This window comes from Micromonospora sp. WMMD1082 (assembly GCF_029626175.1).
Classification (GTDB): Bacteria; Actinomycetota; Actinomycetes; order Mycobacteriales; family Micromonosporaceae; genus Micromonospora.
The window spans coordinates 1,702,739-1,719,248 of record NZ_JARUBM010000002.1 but is presented as its reverse complement, the minus strand read 5'-3'; the positions used below and the strand labels follow the sequence as shown (position 1 = coordinate 1,719,248).

The window sequence follows — 16,510 nt, the reverse complement described above, 5'->3', positions numbered from 1 at the left end:
GGTGGCCGCGGTCTGCGTGTTCTGCGCCTCCTCCCGTACGCTCGACCAGCGTTGGCTCGATCTCGCCGCCGCCACCGGCGCGGAGATCGCCCGGCGCGGGCACACCCTGGTCAGCGGCGGCGGCTGCGTCGGGATGATGGGCGCGCTGGTCGACGGCGCCCGCTCGGCGGGCGGGCGCACCGTCGGCGTCATCCCGCAGGCGCTGGTCGACCTGGAGGTCGCCGACCTCGCCTCCGACGAGCTGCTGGTCACCGACACGATGGCCAGCCGGAAGATCCTCATGATCGAGAAGTCGGACGCCTTCCTCACGCTGCCGGGTGGGCTCGGCACCCTGGACGAACTCTTCGAGGTCTGGACCACCGCGACGCTCGCCCTGCACCACAAACCGATGGTGCTGGTCGACACCGACGGCTTCTACGGCCCGTTGCTGGACTGGCTGCGGAACGTGACCGACCAGTCCTTTCTCAAGCCCGCCGGCTTCGAACTGCTCCGGCTGGCCGACACCGTCCCCGCCGCCCTCGACGTCCTCGAATCCCAGCTCACCTGAGCGGTGGTCGGCAGGTGCGGGTGTGGTGGGCGCGCCCGAGGGTGTGGCGCGTCGGGCGGTGTCGCAGGGCCGTGATGGGATGGCGGGATGCAGGCGTACCGGTTGGTGCGTCGGCCCGCGGGGCCGACCGAGGGGAGCGGCCCGTCCACTGGGCCGCCCTCGGCTGCCGCCCAGCCGCCGGCCACCCCGGGCCAGGCGGAGGTCATCGCACACACCGACGGGCCGATGCTCGTCCTCGGGGGACCGGGCACCGGAAAGACCCGGACGCTCGTCGAGGCGGTCGCCGCGCGGGTCGGTGAGGGAGTCGACCCGGAGCGGATCCTGGTGCTCACCTTCAGCCGGCGCGGCGCGGCGGACCTGCGGCACCGGATCGAGGCGCGGATCGCCGCGACCGGGCAGCTGGTGGTGCGCGAGCCGCTGGTGCGCACCTTCCCCGCGTACGCCTTCGGGCTGCTGCGCCGCGCCGCCGCCGAGCGGGGCGAACCGTCGCCTCGGCTGCTCACCGGCCCCGAGCAGGATCTGATCATCCGTGAGCTGCTGGACGTGATCGGCGAGGAGCCCGGCGAGGAGGCCGACGACGACCCGGTCGGCTGGCCGGCGGACCTGCGCCCGGCCCTGCGTACCCGGGCATTCGCCGCTCAACTGCGTGACCTGCTGATGCGGGCCGCCGAGCGCGGGGTGGGGCCGGTCGAGCTGGCCCGGCTCGGCGAGAAGCTCGGCCGTGCCGACTGGCCGGCCGCCGCCCGCTTCCTCCGGCAGTACGTCGCCGTGCTGGCCCTGCGTGACGTGGCCAACCGGGGTTCGGTCGCCTACGACCCGGCGGAGCTGGTCCGGGCGGCCACCGGGATGCTGCGTGACGATCCGGAGCTGCTGGCCGCCGAGCGGCGCCGACTGGCGTACGTCTACGTCGACGAACTCGCCGACACCGATCCCGCGCAGCTGGACCTGCTGGGCACCGTCGCCAGCGGCGGGATCCCGCTGGTCGCCTTCGCCGATCCCGACTCCTCCACGTACGCCTTCCGTGGCGCCGACCCGGCCGGCGTCACGACCTTCCCGCACCGGTTCCGCACCGCCTCCGGCGCGCCCGCCGCGCAGGTGTTGCTGACCACCAGCTACCGCGCCGGTGAGCGGCTGCTGGCCGCCTCCGCCCGGCTGGCCCGGCGGCTGCGCGGCCCGGCGGCGCACCGGCGACTGCGACCGCTGCCGGACGCACCGGCCGGCGCGGTGGAGGTCCACACCTTCTCCTCGGCCACCAGCGAGTCGGCCTGGCTGGCGCACGCGTTGCGCGCGGCGCACCTGCTCGACGGGGTGCCCTGGGGGCGGATGGCGGTGCTGGTCCGCTCGACCGCCCGGCAGTTGCCCGGGCTGCGCCGGGCGTTGCACGCGGCCGGCGTGCCGACCGTGGTGCACGGTGAGGATCTCCCACTGCACCTGCAACCGGCGGTCGAGCCGCTGCTGCTCCTGCTGCGCTGCGCGCTGGAGCCGGAGCGGCTCGACGAGGAGGCCGCCGTCGCGCTGCTGCACTCGCCCCTCGGCGGCGCCGATCCGCTGGCCGAACGGCGACTGCGACAGGGCCTGCGCACCCTCGCCCTGGCCGGTGGCAACCGCCGGCCCTCCGGCGAGCTGATCGTCGAGGCGTTGCGCGACCCGGCCGAGCTGGCCGGCGTCGAGCGGCGGTGGGCCGAGCCGGCGCAGACGGTGGCCGGGCTGCTGGCCGTCGCCCGGGAGGCGGCCGCGCGGCCGGCCGCCACCGCCGAGGAGGTCCTCTGGGCCGTCTGGCGGGCCAGCGGGTTGGCCGAGCTGTGGTCCGCCGCGCTGACCCGGGGCCCGGCCGTGGCCGGTGAGGGTGATCTCGCCCGGCGGCGTCGGGCCGAGGCGGCCGACCGCGACCTGGACGCCGTGATGGTCCTCTTCGACGCCGCCGCCCGCTTCACCGATCGTCTGCCGGGCGCGCGTACCGAGGTCTTCCTCGACCATGTGCTCGGCCAGGAACTGCCCGCCGACACCCTCGCGCCGGCCGCCGACCGGGGCGACGCGGTACGTCTGCTCACCGCGCACGCCGCCAAGGGCCTGGAGTGGGACCTGGTCGCGGTGGTGGGGGTGCAGGAGGGCGTCTGGCCGGACCTGCGGTTGCGCGGCAGCCTGCTCGGCTCGGAACGCCTGGTCGACGTGCTGGCCGGCCGGGCGGCCGGCGCCGGTGCGGTGGCCGCCCTGGTCGGTCAGACCTCGGCGCTGCTCGACGAGGAACGACGGCTGTTCCACGTCGCGGTGACCCGTGCCCGGCGGCGACTGCTGGTCAGCGCGGTCGCCTCCGCGGCCGTGGGCGGCGACGACCACGAGGAGCAGCCCAGCCGATTCCTCTACGAACTCGGCCCGCCCGACGAGCCCGGCCCGCCCGACGAGCCCGGCCCGCCCGACGAGCCCGGCCCGCCCGATCCGCCCGGCCCGCCCGGTCCGACGGGCGCCCCGCCGCCGCACCGCATTTCGCACGACGAGCCCGCGCCGGACCCGGTGAGCGGGTCCGACGCCGCACCCGCCGGGCCGCGCACGCTGCCGCTGAGTCGGCCGCCTCGGGCGCTCACGCTGCCCGCGCTGGTGGCGGAGCTGCGTACCGCCGTCGCCGATCCGGCGGCGCCGCTCGCCCGGCGGCACGCGGCGGCGGCCGAACTGGCCCGGCTGGCCGCCGCCGGGGTGCCCGGCGCGCACCCCGACGACTGGTGGGGACTGCGTCCGTTGTCGGACGATCGGCCGCTGGTGGACGACGGGGAGCCCGTCCGGGTCACCCCGTCGGCGATGGAGAGCGCCCTGCGGTGCAGCCTGCGCTGGCTGCTGGAGCGGCACGGCGGCAGCCCGCCGGCCAGCACCGCGCAGGGCGTCGGCAACCTGGTGCACGCGGCGGCGATGCTCGCCGAGGACGCCAGCGCCGACCGGGGAGCCTTGCTGGACTACGTGGCCGCGCGGTTCGACGCGATCGAGCTGGCGGCCCGGTGGATGGTGGGGCCGGAGCGGGCCCGCGCCGAGGCGATGGTCGACAAGCTGCTGCGCTGGCTGGCCGCCAACCCGCGCCGGCTGCTCGCCATCGAGCACGAGTTCGCGGTACGCCTCGACGACCCGCACCGGCCGGTGCAGCTGACCGGCCGGGTGGACCGGTTGGAGGTCGACGCGGACGGCCGGCTGGTGGTGGTGGACCTGAAGACCGGCAAGTCCACCGCCGTCACCGAGAACGAGGTGGCCGAGCATCCGCAGCTGGGCGCCTACCAGGCGGCGGTGGAGGCGGGCGCGTTCGCCGAGTTCGGCGACGAGCCCGGCGGCGCGGCCCTGGTGCAGCTCGGCACCGGCGCGAAGGACGCCCGGGAGCAGGCCCAGCCGCCCGCCACCGACGGCCCCGAGGCCGGCTGGGCCACCGCACTGGTACGCCGTACCGCCGACACGATGGCCGCCGCCACCTTCGCCGCGGTCGCCAACTCGAAGTGCCGGACGTGCCCGGTGCGCACCAGCTGCCCGGTCTCCGGGCAGGGGCGGCAGGTGGTCGAGCCGTGACCCAGCCCGCCCTGTTCAACCCCGCCGCGCCGGCGCCCCGGACGGCCGACGCCGGTCCCCGGTACACGCCGGTGGAGCTGGCGAAGCTGCTGCGCCTGCCGGCGCCGACGCGGGAACAGGCGGCGATCATCGCCGCCCCGGTCGAACCGCTGCTGGTGGTCGCCGGCGCCGGCTCGGGCAAGACCGAGACGATGGCCGCCCGGGTGGTCTGGCTGGTGGCCAACTCGTACGTCCGGCCGGAGCAGGTGCTCGGCCTCACCTTCACCCGCAAGGCCGCCGGCGAGCTGGCGCACCGGGTGCGTACCCGGCTGGACCAGCTGGTCCGCCGGCTGGGTCGGCGCGGGCGGGATCCGCTCGACGACCCCCTCGCGGGAGAGCCCACGGTGGCCACCTACCACTCGTACGCCGGGCGGATCGTCACCGAGCACGGGCTGCGCGCCGGTTACGAGCCCTCCACCCGGCTGCTCACCGAGGCGTCCCGCTGGCAGTTGGTCGACCTGATCGTGCGCAACTACGACGGGGACATGTCCGAGGTGGACCGGATGCCCAGCACGGTCACCGACGCGGTGCTGGCGCTCGCCGGCGAGCTGGACGAGCACCTGGTCGACCCGGACGAGCTGGCCGCCTGGACCGGCCGCTTCTTCGCCGACGTCCAGTCCCGCCCGGGGCGGGTCTACGCCGACGTGCGACGGGCCCTCGCGCTCCAGCAGACCCGGCTGAAGCTGCTGCCCCTGGTGCGCGCGTACGCCCGCCGCAAGGACGACTTCGAGGCGATGGACTTCGCCGACCAGCTCGCCCGGGCCGCCCGGGTGGCCCGCGACCACCCGGCCGTCGGCGAGATCGAGCGCAGCCGCTACCGCGTGGTGCTGCTCGACGAGTACCAGGACACCAGCCACGCCCAGGTGGTGCTGCTCGGCGCGCTGTTCGGCGGGGGGCATCCGGTGACCGCCGTGGGCGACCCCTGCCAGTCCATCTACGGCTGGCGGGGTGCCAGCGCCGGCACGCTGGACCGCTTCCCGGCCGAGTTCGCCCGCGCCGACGGCACGCCGGCCCGGGTGCTCGGGCTGACCACCAGCTGGCGCAACCGCCCGGAGATCCTCGCGGTGGCGAACGCACTGGCCACCCCGCTGCGGGCGGCCGGCGCCCGGGTGCCCGAGCTGCACGCCGCGCTCAGTGTCCGCGAACCGATCCCGCACCGCAGCCCGCGCGGCACCGCCGCCGGCACCGTGCACTGCGCGTTGCTGCCGACGTACGCCGACGAGGCCGACTGGATCGCCGACAGCCTGCTGGCCGCCTGGCGGGGCGCGGCCGGGACACCCCAGGCGCTGCCCGAGCAGATCCCGGTCACGCGGCGCCCGACCACGGCGGTGCTGGTCCGGCTGCGCAGCCAGATCCCGCCGATCGCCGCCGCGTTGCGCGAGCGCGGCCTGCCCGTCGAGGTGGTCGGGCTGGGCGGCCTGCTGGACACCCCGGAGGTGCGCGACGTGGTGTGCACCCTGCGGGTGCTGGCCGACCCGACCGACGGTGCGGCGCTGCTGCGCCTGCTGACCGGCGCCCGGTGGCGGATCGGCCCCCGGGACCTGGTCGCCCTGCACCGCCGGGCCAGGGGCATCGCGGCGGCCCGTCGCAAGCTCGCCGACGACGAGGCTGCGGAGATCACCCCGGACCGCCTCGACGAGGCCACCCTGGTCGAGGCGCTGGCCGACCTGGGCCCCGCCCAGGCGTACTCGGCCGAGGGGTACGCGCGGCTGCGGGCGTACGCCCGGGAACTGGGCCTGCTCCGCTACCGGCTGGACCAGTCGCTGCCGGAGCTGATCGCGGACGTGGAGCGGACCACCGGCCTGGACGTGGAGGTGGCGGTGCGCGCCGGACGGGGCGGCGCCGGCGACGCCGGCCTGGCCCGGGGCCACCTGGACGCGCTGGGCGACGTGGCCGCCCGGTTCAGTGGGGAGTCACCGGGGGCGACGCTCGCCGGCTTCCTGGCCTATCTCGCCGCCGCCGAGGACGAGGAGCGTGGCCTCGCACCGGGCGAGGTGGAGGTGGTCGAGGGGGCGGTGCAGATCCTCACCGCGCACGCCGCCAAGGGGCTGGAATGGGACGTGGTCGCGGTGGCCGGGCTGAGTCGGGGGGTGTGGCCGGGGCCGGTCCGCAACACGGACCACTGGCTTGGCGGGCTGGGCGCGCTGCCGTTCCCGCTGCGCGGCGACGCCGACGGGCTGCCCGAGCTGGCCCTGGCCGAGGCGGACGACCAGCGCGGCGTGGTCCGGGCGGTGGAGGACTTCACCGCCGCCTGGCGGGCCCACGACGAGCGGGAGGAGCGGCGGCTGGCGTATGTGGCGGTGACCCGTCCGCGCCGCCTGCTGCTCTGTTCGGGCCACTGGTGGGGCGCGGGCACCAAGCGGCCGCGCGGGCCGTCGGCGTTGCTGCGTGAGGTGCACGGCGCATGTCTGGACGGCGGCGCCGGTCACCTGGTCGACGAGTGGACGCCGGAACCCGCGCCGGACGCGGTGAACCCGACCAGCGAGGTGGTGCTGCGGGCCGAGTGGCCGGCCGACCCGCTCGGCGTCCGCCGTCCGACGCTCACGGAGGCGGCGGCACTGGTACGCCGCTTCCTGACCGACGGGGACGCTGTGGTCGAGCCCGAGGGCACGGCGGCCGGGGATCCGGAGGTGGCCCGGTGGCGGCGGGAGGCCGATCTGCTGCTCGCCGAGCGGGCGGAGCTGAGCCGGCTCTCCGGCCCGATCGAGGTGGCGCTGCCCGAGCACCTGTCGGTGACGCAACTGGTCGCGCTGCGCCGGGATCCGGCGGCGCTGGCCCGGGCACTGCGCCGGCCGCTGCCGACCGAGCCCAACCCGTACGCCCGCCGGGGCACCGCGTTCCACGCCTGGTTGGAGCAGCGGTTCGGGGCGGACCGGCTGCTCGACACCGACGAACTGCCGGGGGCGGCGGACGCCGACGCCGCGCCGGACGAGGAGTTGGCCGAGCTTCAGCGGCGCTTTCTGGCGAGCGAGTGGGCGGACCGGACACCGGTCGAGGTGGAGGTGCCGTTCGCCACGGTGATCGGCGGCGTGGTCGTCCGCGGCCGGATGGACGCCGTGTTCCGTCGCCCCGGCGACCGCTTCGACGTGGTCGACTGGAAGACCGGCGCCCGCCCCGACGGCAGGGCCGCCGAGGTGGCCGCGGTGCAGTTGGCGGTCTACCGACTGGCCTGGGCCGAGCTGGCCGGCGTGCCGGTCGACCGGGTCGGCGCGGCCTTCCACTACGTGCGGGACGGCGCGACGGTCCGGCCGGCGGACCTGCTCGACGCCGACGGGCTGACCAGGTTGATCCGGTCGGTTCCCGAGTTGCCGTGAGGCTATGTTGCTCGCCCCAGATCCGTGGTAGGGTTCCCGCGTTGCAGTTTTGGTTACCAGCTCTGTTTGCGCCTGGCGGATTGTGGCCCCAGGCGCTCTTTGTTATGTCCGGACTTCTCCGGGCGGGGCGACCAGCAGCGACAGGCGTTCCGGGCACGTTCGCACGGGACATTCCTCTTTCAACCCCACAACAGGTGTGGGGTTGACGTTCCGTCAAGGAGACGAAACAAGCATGGCTATTGGCACCGTCAAGTGGTTCAACGCTGACAAGGGCTTCGGCTTCATCACCCCGGACGGCGGCGGCGCGGACGTCTTCGCCCACTTCTCGGCAATCCAGTCCTCCGGCTACCGCAGCCTGGACGAGAACCAGCGGGTGGAGTTCGAGGTCGTCCAGGGCCAGAAGGGCCCGCAGGCGGAGAACATCCGTCCGCTCTGACCCCAGGGTCACCGGTCACCGGCCGGGTCATCGTCGGAGCAGTACGCACCGGCGGCGGCCCGGCCGTCGGCGTATCGGGCCGCTAACGGTGGAACCCTGAGTCGGCAATCAGCCGTCGTACCGTCGGGTGGACGACTGTGACCACCGCCCGGCTGGGCGAGGCTGGGCCCGCGGGAAGAGCCGCGGGGGATCGGCTCGTGCGGGAGGGACGACCATGCTGGGCTCCGCAGCGTTGCGCGAACTGCTCCTGGTGGTCGCGGTGGCGGTCGTCGGGTTGCTGCTCGCCACGGTGGCGGCGTTCACACCCTGGCCGGTCACGCCGGGTGGGTCCGCCCCGTCCGGCCTGGTGGAAGTGCGCGGGCCGTCGGTGTCGACCGATCGGCCGGACGGCGCGGTGGGCTGACCGGGGCGGCCGGATACCGCCGGCGCCCGGCCGGCTGTCGGCAGGTGGCCGTCCCGGACGCGCCGAGACGTTAGGGTCGGATCCGTGCCGACCCGCAGAGCGAGAATCCCAGCGACGAGGTATCCGGTCGAGCGGTTCACCCTCGACAACGGCCTACGGGTCGTCCTCACCCCGGATCGCAGCGCCCCGGTCATCGGGGTGGCGGTCGTCTACGACGTCGGCATACGCTCCGAGCCCGAGGGGCGTACCGGCTTCGCCCACCTCTTCGAGCACCTGATGTTCCAGGGTTCGGAGAACCTGGAGAAGCTCGCTCACTTCCGGTACGTACAGGGCGCGGGCGGCACCTTCAACGGCTCCACCCACCTGGACTACACCGACTACTTCGAGACCCTGCCGAGCAACGCCCTGGAGCGGGCGCTGTTCCTGGAGGCGGACCGGATGCGCGGCCCCCGGCTGACCGAGGAGAACCTGCGCAACCAGATCGACGTGGTCAAGGAGGAGATCCGGGTCAACGTGCTCAACCGGCCCTACGGCGGCTTCCCCTGGCTGACCCTGCCGCCGGTCATGTTCGACACCTTCCCCAACGCGCACGACGGGTACGGCTCCTTCGACGATCTGGAGTCGGCGACCGTCGCCGACGCCGACGACTTCTTCCGGCGCTACTACGCCAGCGGCAACGCGGTGCTCGCGGTCAGCGGGGACATCGACGTCACCGAGGCCGTCACGCTGATCGAGCGGCACTTCGGCGACGTTCCGGGCCGCGCGGCGCCCGGCCGGCCGGACTTCGCCGAGCCGGGGCCGACCGCCGAGCGGCGCACCGCGTACACCGATCGGTTGGCCCCGCTGCCGGCGGTGGCGTCGGCGTGGCGGGTGCCCGACCCGGTCGGCGACTTCGCCGCCTACCTGCCGTACGTGGTGCTGGCCGAGGTGCTCACCGACGGTGACGCGTCCCGGCTGGTCGAGCGGCTGGTACACCGGGACCGCGCGGTGACCAGCGTGGGCGGGTACCTCGGGTTCATGGGAGACCCGTTCGACGTACGCGACCCCACGGCCCTGCTGCTCCAGGCGCACCTGCCGCCGAGCGGCGACGTGGACAAGGTGCTGCGCACCGTCGACGAGGAACTGGACCGGCTCGCCACGGACGGTCCCGGCGACGGCGAGTTGGCCCGCACCCAGGCCCGGATGGCCACCCACCTGCTGCGCGACGCCGACGCGGTGCTCGGCCGCGCGCTCCGGATGGCGGTGCTGGAGCAGCAGCGCGGTGAGCCGGGCCTGCTCGGCGAACTGCCGCGGCTGATCGGTGAGGTCACCGACGAGCAGGTCCGCGCGGCCGCCGCCACCCTGCGCCCGGAGCACCGCGCGTCCGTCGAGGTCATTCCCGGAGGTGCCCAATGAGCCGGCCGCTGCCGCCGCTCGGGCCGAACCGCCGGCTCAAGCTGCCCCGGCAGGTGGAGCGCACGCTCGACAACGGGCTCACCGTGATCGTGGTGCGCCGGCCGGCGGTCCCGCTGGTGGAGCTGCGGCTCTGGATGCCCTTCGGACGGGCCCACCTGGCCCGTGGTCACCTGCTCACGCAGACCCTGCTCTCCGGCACGGAGACGATGAGCAGCGTGCAGATCGCCGCGGAGCTGCAGCGGATCGGCGGTGGGCTCGCCGCCGGGCTCGATCCGGACCGGCTGATGATCTCCGGGGCCGGGCTGGCCACCGGGCTGGACCGGATGCTGGAGATCCTCGCCGAGGTGCTCACCGGCGCCAGCTACCCCGCCGAGTGGGTGGGCGTCGAGCGCGACCGGCTGGTCGACGGGATCCAGGTCGCCCGGAGCCAGCCGGCGCACCTGACCCGTACGGCGCTGCTGAGGCGGATCTACGGCCGCCACCCGTACGCCGTCCAGACGCCGGACCCGGAGCAGGTCAGGGCCGTCCGTCCGGGCGCGTTGCGGACGTTGCACGCCCAGCGGGTACACCCGGCGGGTGCGGTGCTCGTGCTGGTCGGCGACGTGCGCCCGGAGCGGGCCCTGGACGCGGCCGAGAAGGCCCTCGGCGGCTGGGACGGCGCCGGTCACACCGCCGACGTGCCGCCGGCCCCGCCGCTGGAGCCCGGCCCGCTGTTGCTGGTCGACCGGCCCGGTTCGGTGCAGTCGTCGATGCGGGTGGCGCTGCCGGCGGTGCCGCGTACGCACCCCGACCATGCCGCCCTGCAACTGGCCAACCTGATCTTCGGTGGGTACTTCTCCTCCCGCTGGGTGGAGAACATCCGTGAGGACAAGGGCTACACGTACGGGCCGCACTCGCTGATCGAGCACTCGGTGGCCGGCTCGGTGCTGGTGGCGGCCGCCGAGGTGGCCACCGAGGTGACCGCGCCGGCGCTGCTGGAGACGAGCTACGAGTTGGGCCGGCTCGCCACCGTGCCGCCCGCGCCGGAGGAGTTGGAACAGGCCCGGCAGTACGCCCTCGGCACGCTCCAGCTCGGCATCTCCACCCAGGCGGGGCTGGCGTCGCTGGTCAGCGCGTACGCCGGCAACGGGCTGCGGCTGGACTTCCTGGCCGAACACGCGGCCCGGCTGGCGAAGGTGAGCGTCGACGACGTCACCGGGGCGGCGGCCCGCTACCTCGCCCCGTCGCGGGCGGTCACCGTCGTGCTCGGCGACGCCGAGCGGGTTGCGGCGTCCCTGGGCACCCTGACCAGGGTCGAGGCCGTGCCGGTGGAGCCGTGAACCAGCACGGGGAAACCAGCCCGCCGCTGGCCCGTTCCACGCTGGACCGGAGCGCGCACCGGCGTACCGATCCGCAGTGGCTGGCCCACGCGTGGGCCGGTGCGCGGGTGCTGGTCCTCGACGTCGAGGCCGGCGGGCGGGCCCTGGTGCGTACCGACAGCTCCGTGCCGGCGCTGGTGCTGGTGGAGGCCGACGGCCTGCCGCCGGCGCTCGCCGCCGGGGCGATGTTCCTCGGCGTCGAACCGGACGGGGTGCCGGTCTTCTGCGTGCACACCGCGCTGGCGACCGTGCCGGACACCCGGCCGGCCCACCTGAGGGACATCGGTCACCTGCTCAGCGACCGCGACGCCGGCCTCTTCACCACGGCGCTGGCGCTGACCAACTGGCACCTGCGGCATCTCTACCATCCGATCACGGGCGAGTCGACCCGGGCGGACGAGGCCGGCTGGTCCAGGGTGGACCGTACCGGCGAGCGGGTGTGGCCGCGGACCGATCCGGCGATGATCGTGCTCGTGCACGACGGGGTCGACGGCGTCGACGGGCGGTGCCTGCTCGGCAACAACGCCACCTGGCCCAGCGCGGAGGGGCGGCGCCGGTTTTCCTGCCTGGCCGGTTACGTGGAGCCGGGGGAGTCGGCCGAGGCCGCGGTGCTGCGGGAGGTACACGAGGAGGTCGGCGTCCCGGTCTCCGACATCGCGTACGCGGGCAGCCAGGCATGGCCGTTCCCCGGTTCGTTGATGCTCGGCTTCCTGGCCACCGCCGACGCGGATCATCCGGTGCGGACCGATCCCGTCGAGATCGCCCAGGCGCGCTGGTTCTCCCGACAGGAGATCGGGGCGGCGCTCGCCGACCGGCCGGTCGACGTGGGTGGTGCCCGGCTGCTCCTGCCGCCGCCGTCGTCGATCGCGCTGTTCCTCATCCACCGCTGGCTCGACGGGCACTGCTGACACCGGCCCTGCCGTTCTTGCGGCCCCGGCCCGTGACCGTCGTTGCCGCGGCGGTCACGGGCCGGGGACACGGGCCGTCGTGGTCGGCTGGTGCGGAACACGGCGGGGGAGCCGGTCGACCACGACGGACGTCGGGTGGTTCAGGTGCCGGGGCCGCCCGGGTCGGCCCGTCGGTGGTGCGGATCGTCCAGCGGCAGCACCTTGACCCGTTGCTTGCCGGATCGTACGGCGCCGACCGTGGAGATCGCCCGAGCCAGCAGCAGCGCGGCGTCGAGGTCCTCGGCGTGGACGACCTGACGGCGCGGCTCGGGCCGGGTGGTTTCGTCCCGCAGCCGGCGACCTCCGGCCCAGGCGGCCGTGATGTCGGTGTCGGCGGCGGCGCGGATGGCGGTGCGAACGATCAGGAACCGCATGTGGGTCTCCGGATGTGTCGCGACGGGTGAAACGCTGGAAGTTCCACGTCACTACCCCGCCATCGTACGCCCGGTCCGCGTCCCAGCAAGTGAAACGCGCCCATCGGTTCGCAGCCCCGACCGATCATCCGATCCCTGCTCACCGGGGTCGCCCGGGTGGTACGACGACGGGGCCGCCGGCACAGGTGCCGGCGGCCCCGCGGGTGTCCGCGGGCTAGTTCAGGTCGAACTGCCCGTTCTTGGCACCGGAGATGAAGCCCAGCCATCCGGCCCGGTTGAACAGCAGCACCGGGCCACCGCGGTCCTTGCTGTCGCGCAGCGCCACCGCGGCGGGACCGTTGGACAGCGGCGCGACCTCCACGCAGTTGGAGGTCTGGCTGCGCGTGCTGGTGCGCCAGGGTGCGTCCGCGAGTTGGGCGAGGACGGACGGCGTGTTGCGGAATCTGTTCATCGTTGCGCTCCTGAGGTGAACCGATGGAACGAGTGGCGCCGCACGTCCCGACGGCGTCCGGAGTCGGTCACCGTTCCGTCAGGCGCCCGGAGGATCCTCGGCGCTGGGCCGGCGCCGTTGCCGGGCCGAACGCCACAGTGGGCGGGTTCACCGCCGTGGACAGCCGTCCCGTGGACTCGATCAGCCAGGAGAGGGTGTCCGTTGCGGAGAGTGCCGCCGTGCATAGCCACTCGAACACCACTTTATAGCGATTTAGAGTGATTAGCTCGGTCGACATGACGTCGGTGAAGCCACCTTCGATGGCGAGCGTCTCCGGATCGAGGGGATCGGCGAACCGGTAGATCGAGAACGCGGTCGGCGGGAGGTACCACTGGCCGATCGGGGTGTCCCGGAGCAGCACGTGCAGCGTGACGTTCGGCAGCATGGCCAGCTCGCAGAGCTGCGCCAACTGCTCCCGGAGCACCTCGGGCGGCCCGGCCCGGTGGCCGAGCGCCGTCTCCTCCAACACCGCCGTGTAGCGGGGCGCGTCGGTCTCCCGGGTGAGTGCCGCCTGCCGCGCCAACCGGGCCTTGATCTCGGTCTCGATGTCCTCGTCGGCCTCCGGATCGCCGGCGGCGTGGTCGACCTGCGAGGCCGAGGAGATCCGCACCCGGGCGTACCCGGTGGTCTGCAACAACCCCGGCACCAGCACCGGGTTGTACTCGGAGATCTCGGCGCAGCCCGCCTCCAACTCGGCGAAGCCACGCTGCTGCTGCGTCATCGCCGGGTAGCCCTTCAGCCAACCGCGCATGTTGCCGGCCTCGTGCGTGATGCCGAGCAGTTCCGACTGGAGTGCGTCGTCGACGCCGTACAGATCAAGCAGATCCCGGACATCCTGCGGGTCCGGCCGGCTGCGACCGTTCTCCATCCGGGACAGTTTGGACGCGGAGGCCCAGCCGAGATGTTCGATCACCTGGTCTCCGGTGAGCCCGGCAGCCTCGCGCAACCGGCGCAGTTCACCGCCGAGCCGGCGGCGTCGCCGGATCGGGCTGGGTACGGCAGGAGGCACGGCGTCCTCTTTTCCGTCGACCGCCGCGGACGCGACGGTAACTGTATGAAATTCGCCCCCCACGGTCAGTATGGACGTCGCGACCGGCGCCGGAGGTTCCGGCGGAGGGCGTGTCATCAGAAATACGCAGACCTGACCCGACCGCCGGCCGATGCGATCCTCGGTCGCCGGCCCCGGCCGGGCCGGCTGCCGCCCCGAGTCGCGTCACCGGAGGATCAATGCGCAGCGTCCTGAGTCGCCCGGACTTCCGCCTGCTCTTCGGCGGACTGTTGGCCAGCATGACCGCCGAGTCGATCCTGCTGCTGGCGCTCGCCGTCTGGGTGAAGGACCTCACCGGATCGGACGCCCTCGCCGGCGCCACCATCTTCGTGATCATCGCGCCGAGGGTGTTCGCGCCGCTGGTCGGCTGGTTCGTCGACCGGTACCCACGACGCCCCTTCTTCGTGGCCACCAACCTCGCGACGGCGTTGCTGCTCACCCCGCTCCTCGCGGTCCGGGACGCGGGCGACATGTGGATCATCTACGCGGTGGCCGCGCTGTACGGGCTGTCGAACCTCACGGTCGGTGCGGTGCTCAGCCGGCTGGTCCGGGAACTGGTGCCCTCCGAACTGCTCGGTGAGGCCAACGGCGCGTTGCAGACGGTCCGCCAGGGACTGCGGCTGATCGGCCCGCTGGCCGGTGCCGGGCTCTACGTGACCCTCGGCGGCTGGCTGCTGACCGCGGTCGGGATGGCCGGCTTCCTGGTCGCCGCCCTGGTGGTCGGTGTGCCCTGGATGGGCGCCTCGCGGGCCGACCGTGCCACGCGGGTGGGCGGTTGGTCGCGGGTGGGCGGTCGGCCCGCCGGACCGGCCCCCGGGTCCACCACGCAGCTGCGTTGGCCGGGTGAGCTGGTCGCCGGGCTCCGGCACCTCGCCGGCGAGCCGGCGTTGCGCCGGGCGCTGGTCGGGTACGGCCTCGGCTCACTGGTGATGGGCTTCACCGAGTCGTTGATCTTCGCGTACGTCGACCGGGGGCTCGACCGGGAGCCGGCCTTCGTCGGCGTGCTGCTCACCGTGCAGGGCATCGGCGGTCTGGTCGGTGGGCTGTTCTCCGCCGCCGTGCTGCGTCGGGTCGGCGAGCTGGGCGCCCTCGCCGCCGGTGTCGCGCTCTTCGGCCCCGCCGCGCTGATGCTGGCGTACCCGAATCTGTGGCTCGGCTTCGTCGCGGTGCTGATGGCGGGCCTGTCGCTGCCGCTGACCCAGGTCGGGCTGCACACGCTGGTCCAGCGGCGGACCCCGCCCGAACTGCTCGGTCGGGTCGCCGCCGCCGCCGAGGCGGTGGTCAGGTGCCCGCAGGCGCTCTCGATCGGCCTGGGCGCCCTGCTCGTCGGTGTGCTCGACTACCGGTTGGTCTTCGCGCTGGTCGGCCTGGCCACCCTGCTCGCCGGCAACTACCTCTGGCGCGGCCGCCACCTGAGCCCACCGCCCGGGCCGCCGGCGCATCCCCGGGTGCCCGCGCCGCGCCCGTCCCCCGAGGCCCGGGAGGTCGAGGTCGGCGCTCTCCCCAGAAACCCGGGCCGCTGACCGCCGCCAGCGCTCCGGCGGCGCCCGCATGCCAACGTCGGCCGGCTGCGCTGCACCAGATCGCCAGGCTCTACGTCCCGGATACGCGACCTGTGGGTGCATCTGTTGTTACCCAGGCGACAACAGATGCACCCACAGCCGCTGTGCTGGCTGTCCAGGGACAACATGAACCCGCGCGAGTGGCTCCCGTAGCCTTTGGCCCTGAACGCGCAGCTATCTATGGTTCAAAGCTGCTTCTGAACCCGTGCCAGGAACCGGCGGCATTGACTAGACGACGAGTCCACGCGTCCGGATCTGTTCCGCCAACGTCGGCCCACAGGTGGGCGTTCGCGGCAGAGAATGCCGTTATGCCACTTGCCGGGGCAGTTCGCCATGCTGGCACCTTCGCTGCCCATCGTTCGGCCGACTCAGGGCTGTGGCCTGCGGCGATCAGCCAGATAACCCAGTAGGCAGCGTCAAGCCATGAGGCACCGCGGGTTGCCCATCCCCAGTCAACGATGCGAGCGCCGTCCCTACCGATGATGACGTTGGCGTTGTTCAAATCCGTATGGAGCAAGGCGTCACCGGCGAAGTAGTGGAGGTTGCTCGCATCGGCGTACGCCTGTAGGCGTTGCTCCGCCCGCCGCAGGGTGATGTCAGGGCAAGGAAACTCACCGATTCGAGTGAGTAGGTCGACAACGTGCCGGAGGTCGGCTGACCTGGGGGTGTAGTCCGCCTGGCGTCCCGCCAGTGCCTCGAAAACCAGGACATCCCATCCCAGGTCTACGACTCGTGCATAGAGCGCCGGAGCAATCGGGCGTAGGTACTGAGCGATCTCTGCTTCCCGTGCCTGGGTCCACGCCCAGCGGTGGTCAGACGGCAACGCCTTCACAAAGTAGCGTCCTCCTGACGTTTGCAGCAGGGAGGCAACGGAGTTGTTCATTCCCTCGCCGACCGATGAGGCCGACGTGACGATGCCGATGGCGTCCTCGATCCTGTTGCGGACGACCCTCGGCAGATTCCAGTACGAGACGCGGGCGAGTGGCACGGCGTTCCTTCAGCGGGGAGCGCGCTCCGGATCACCGCGTCATGGCACGACGGCGACCCGGAGCGCTCA

13 protein-coding genes are annotated in these 16,510 nt (G+C 73.8%); 9 read left to right on the top strand and 4 right to left on the bottom strand.

Annotated features, from left to right (window positions below):
• Nucleotide 1 precedes the first annotated feature (1 nt).
• The 8 genes from O7615_RS08115 to nudC all read left to right on the top strand — a co-directional run bounded on the left by O7615_RS08115 (nt 2) and on the right by nudC (nt 11,940).
• Nucleotides 2-547: a TIGR00730 family Rossman fold protein gene (locus O7615_RS08115; protein WP_278176747.1), complete on the top strand. Its 546-nt coding sequence runs from the start codon at nt 2-4 to the stop codon at nt 545-547.
• A gap of 87 nt (nt 548-634) precedes the next feature.
• A complete protein-coding gene (locus O7615_RS08110; protein ID WP_278176746.1) occupies nt 635-4,087 on the top strand; it encodes an ATP-dependent DNA helicase in 3,453 nt (1,150 codons plus the stop codon).
• The gene (locus O7615_RS08105; RefSeq protein WP_278176745.1) at nt 4,084-7,440 is read left to right on the top strand and encodes an ATP-dependent DNA helicase; all 3,357 of its coding nucleotides are present in this window, start codon (nt 4,084-4,086) and stop codon (nt 7,438-7,440) included. Before O7615_RS08110 ends, O7615_RS08105 begins: the two co-directional genes overlap by 4 nt.
• A 232-nt stretch (nt 7,441-7,672) precedes the next feature.
• Nucleotides 7,673-7,876: a cold-shock protein gene (locus O7615_RS08100; RefSeq protein WP_013735772.1), complete on the top strand. Its 204-nt coding sequence runs from the start codon at nt 7,673-7,675 to the stop codon at nt 7,874-7,876.
• A 214-nt stretch (nt 7,877-8,090) separates the two neighbouring features.
• Entirely contained in the window at nt 8,091-8,279 is a 189-nt protein-coding gene (locus O7615_RS08095; RefSeq protein ID WP_278176744.1) for a hypothetical protein, read from the top strand.
• An 84-nt stretch (nt 8,280-8,363) separates the two neighbouring features.
• Nucleotides 8,364-9,674, top strand: a complete 1,311-nt coding sequence (locus O7615_RS08090; RefSeq protein WP_278176742.1) for a pitrilysin family protein — start codon at nt 8,364-8,366, stop codon at nt 9,672-9,674.
• Entirely contained in the window at nt 9,671-10,993 is a 1,323-nt protein-coding gene (locus O7615_RS08085; protein ID WP_278176740.1) for a pitrilysin family protein, read from the top strand. The genes O7615_RS08090 and O7615_RS08085 overlap by 4 nt, the downstream gene beginning before the upstream one ends.
• Nucleotides 10,990-11,940, top strand: a complete 951-nt coding sequence (nudC, locus tag O7615_RS08080; protein ID WP_278176739.1) for an NAD(+) diphosphatase — start codon at nt 10,990-10,992, stop codon at nt 11,938-11,940. Before O7615_RS08085 ends, nudC begins: the two co-directional genes overlap by 4 nt.
• A gap of 140 nt (nt 11,941-12,080) precedes the next feature.
• Here the strand turns inward: nudC and O7615_RS08075 are convergent, their stop codons facing one another.
• The 3 genes from O7615_RS08075 to O7615_RS08065 all read right to left on the bottom strand — a co-directional run bounded on the left by O7615_RS08075 (nt 12,081) and on the right by O7615_RS08065 (nt 13,852).
• Nucleotides 12,081-12,353: a hypothetical protein gene (locus O7615_RS08075; RefSeq protein ID WP_278176737.1), complete on the bottom strand. Its 273-nt coding sequence runs from the start codon at nt 12,351-12,353 to the stop codon at nt 12,081-12,083.
• Between the two features lie 214 nt (nt 12,354-12,567).
• Nucleotides 12,568-12,804, bottom strand: a complete 237-nt coding sequence (locus O7615_RS08070) for a DUF397 domain-containing protein (RefSeq protein WP_278176736.1) — start codon at nt 12,802-12,804, stop codon at nt 12,568-12,570.
• 67 nt (nt 12,805-12,871) lie between these two features.
• On the bottom strand, nt 12,872-13,852 hold the full coding sequence (locus O7615_RS08065) for a helix-turn-helix transcriptional regulator (RefSeq protein ID WP_278176735.1): 981 nt from the start codon (nt 13,850-13,852) through the stop codon (nt 12,872-12,874).
• A gap of 218 nt (nt 13,853-14,070) precedes the next feature.
• Here O7615_RS08065 and O7615_RS08060 point away from each other — a divergent pair, with 218 nt between their 5' ends.
• Nucleotides 14,071-15,414 carry an MFS transporter gene (locus O7615_RS08060; RefSeq protein WP_278176734.1) on the top strand — a complete coding sequence of 448 codons (1,344 nt, stop codon included), beginning with the start codon at nt 14,071-14,073 and terminating at the stop codon, nt 15,412-15,414.
• Nucleotides 15,415-15,631: 217 nt separating this feature from the next.
• Here the strand turns inward: O7615_RS08060 and O7615_RS08055 are convergent, their stop codons facing one another.
• Entirely contained in the window at nt 15,632-16,441 is an 810-nt protein-coding gene (locus O7615_RS08055; RefSeq protein ID WP_278176733.1) for a hypothetical protein, read from the bottom strand.
• Between the last annotated feature and the right edge of the window lie 69 nt (nt 16,442-16,510).

Coding starts and splice junctions, on each gene's coding strand:
- O7615_RS08110 (WP_278176746.1), top strand. CDS start 635: ATGCAGGCGTACCGGTTGGTGCGTCGGCCCGCGGGGCCGACCGAGGGG.
- O7615_RS08100 (WP_013735772.1), top strand. CDS start 7,673: ATGGCTATTGGCACCGTCAAGTGGTTCAACGCTGACAAGGGCTTCGGC.
- O7615_RS08095 (WP_278176744.1), top strand. CDS start 8,091: ATGCTGGGCTCCGCAGCGTTGCGCGAACTGCTCCTGGTGGTCGCGGTG.
- O7615_RS08085 (WP_278176740.1), top strand. CDS start 9,671: ATGAGCCGGCCGCTGCCGCCGCTCGGGCCGAACCGCCGGCTCAAGCTG.
- O7615_RS08075 (WP_278176737.1), bottom strand. CDS start 12,353: ATGCGGTTCCTGATCGTTCGCACCGCCATCCGCGCCGCCGCCGACACC.
- O7615_RS08070 (WP_278176736.1), bottom strand. CDS start 12,804: ATGAACAGATTCCGCAACACGCCGTCCGTCCTCGCCCAACTCGCGGAC.
- O7615_RS08060 (WP_278176734.1), top strand. CDS start 14,071: ATGCGCAGCGTCCTGAGTCGCCCGGACTTCCGCCTGCTCTTCGGCGGA.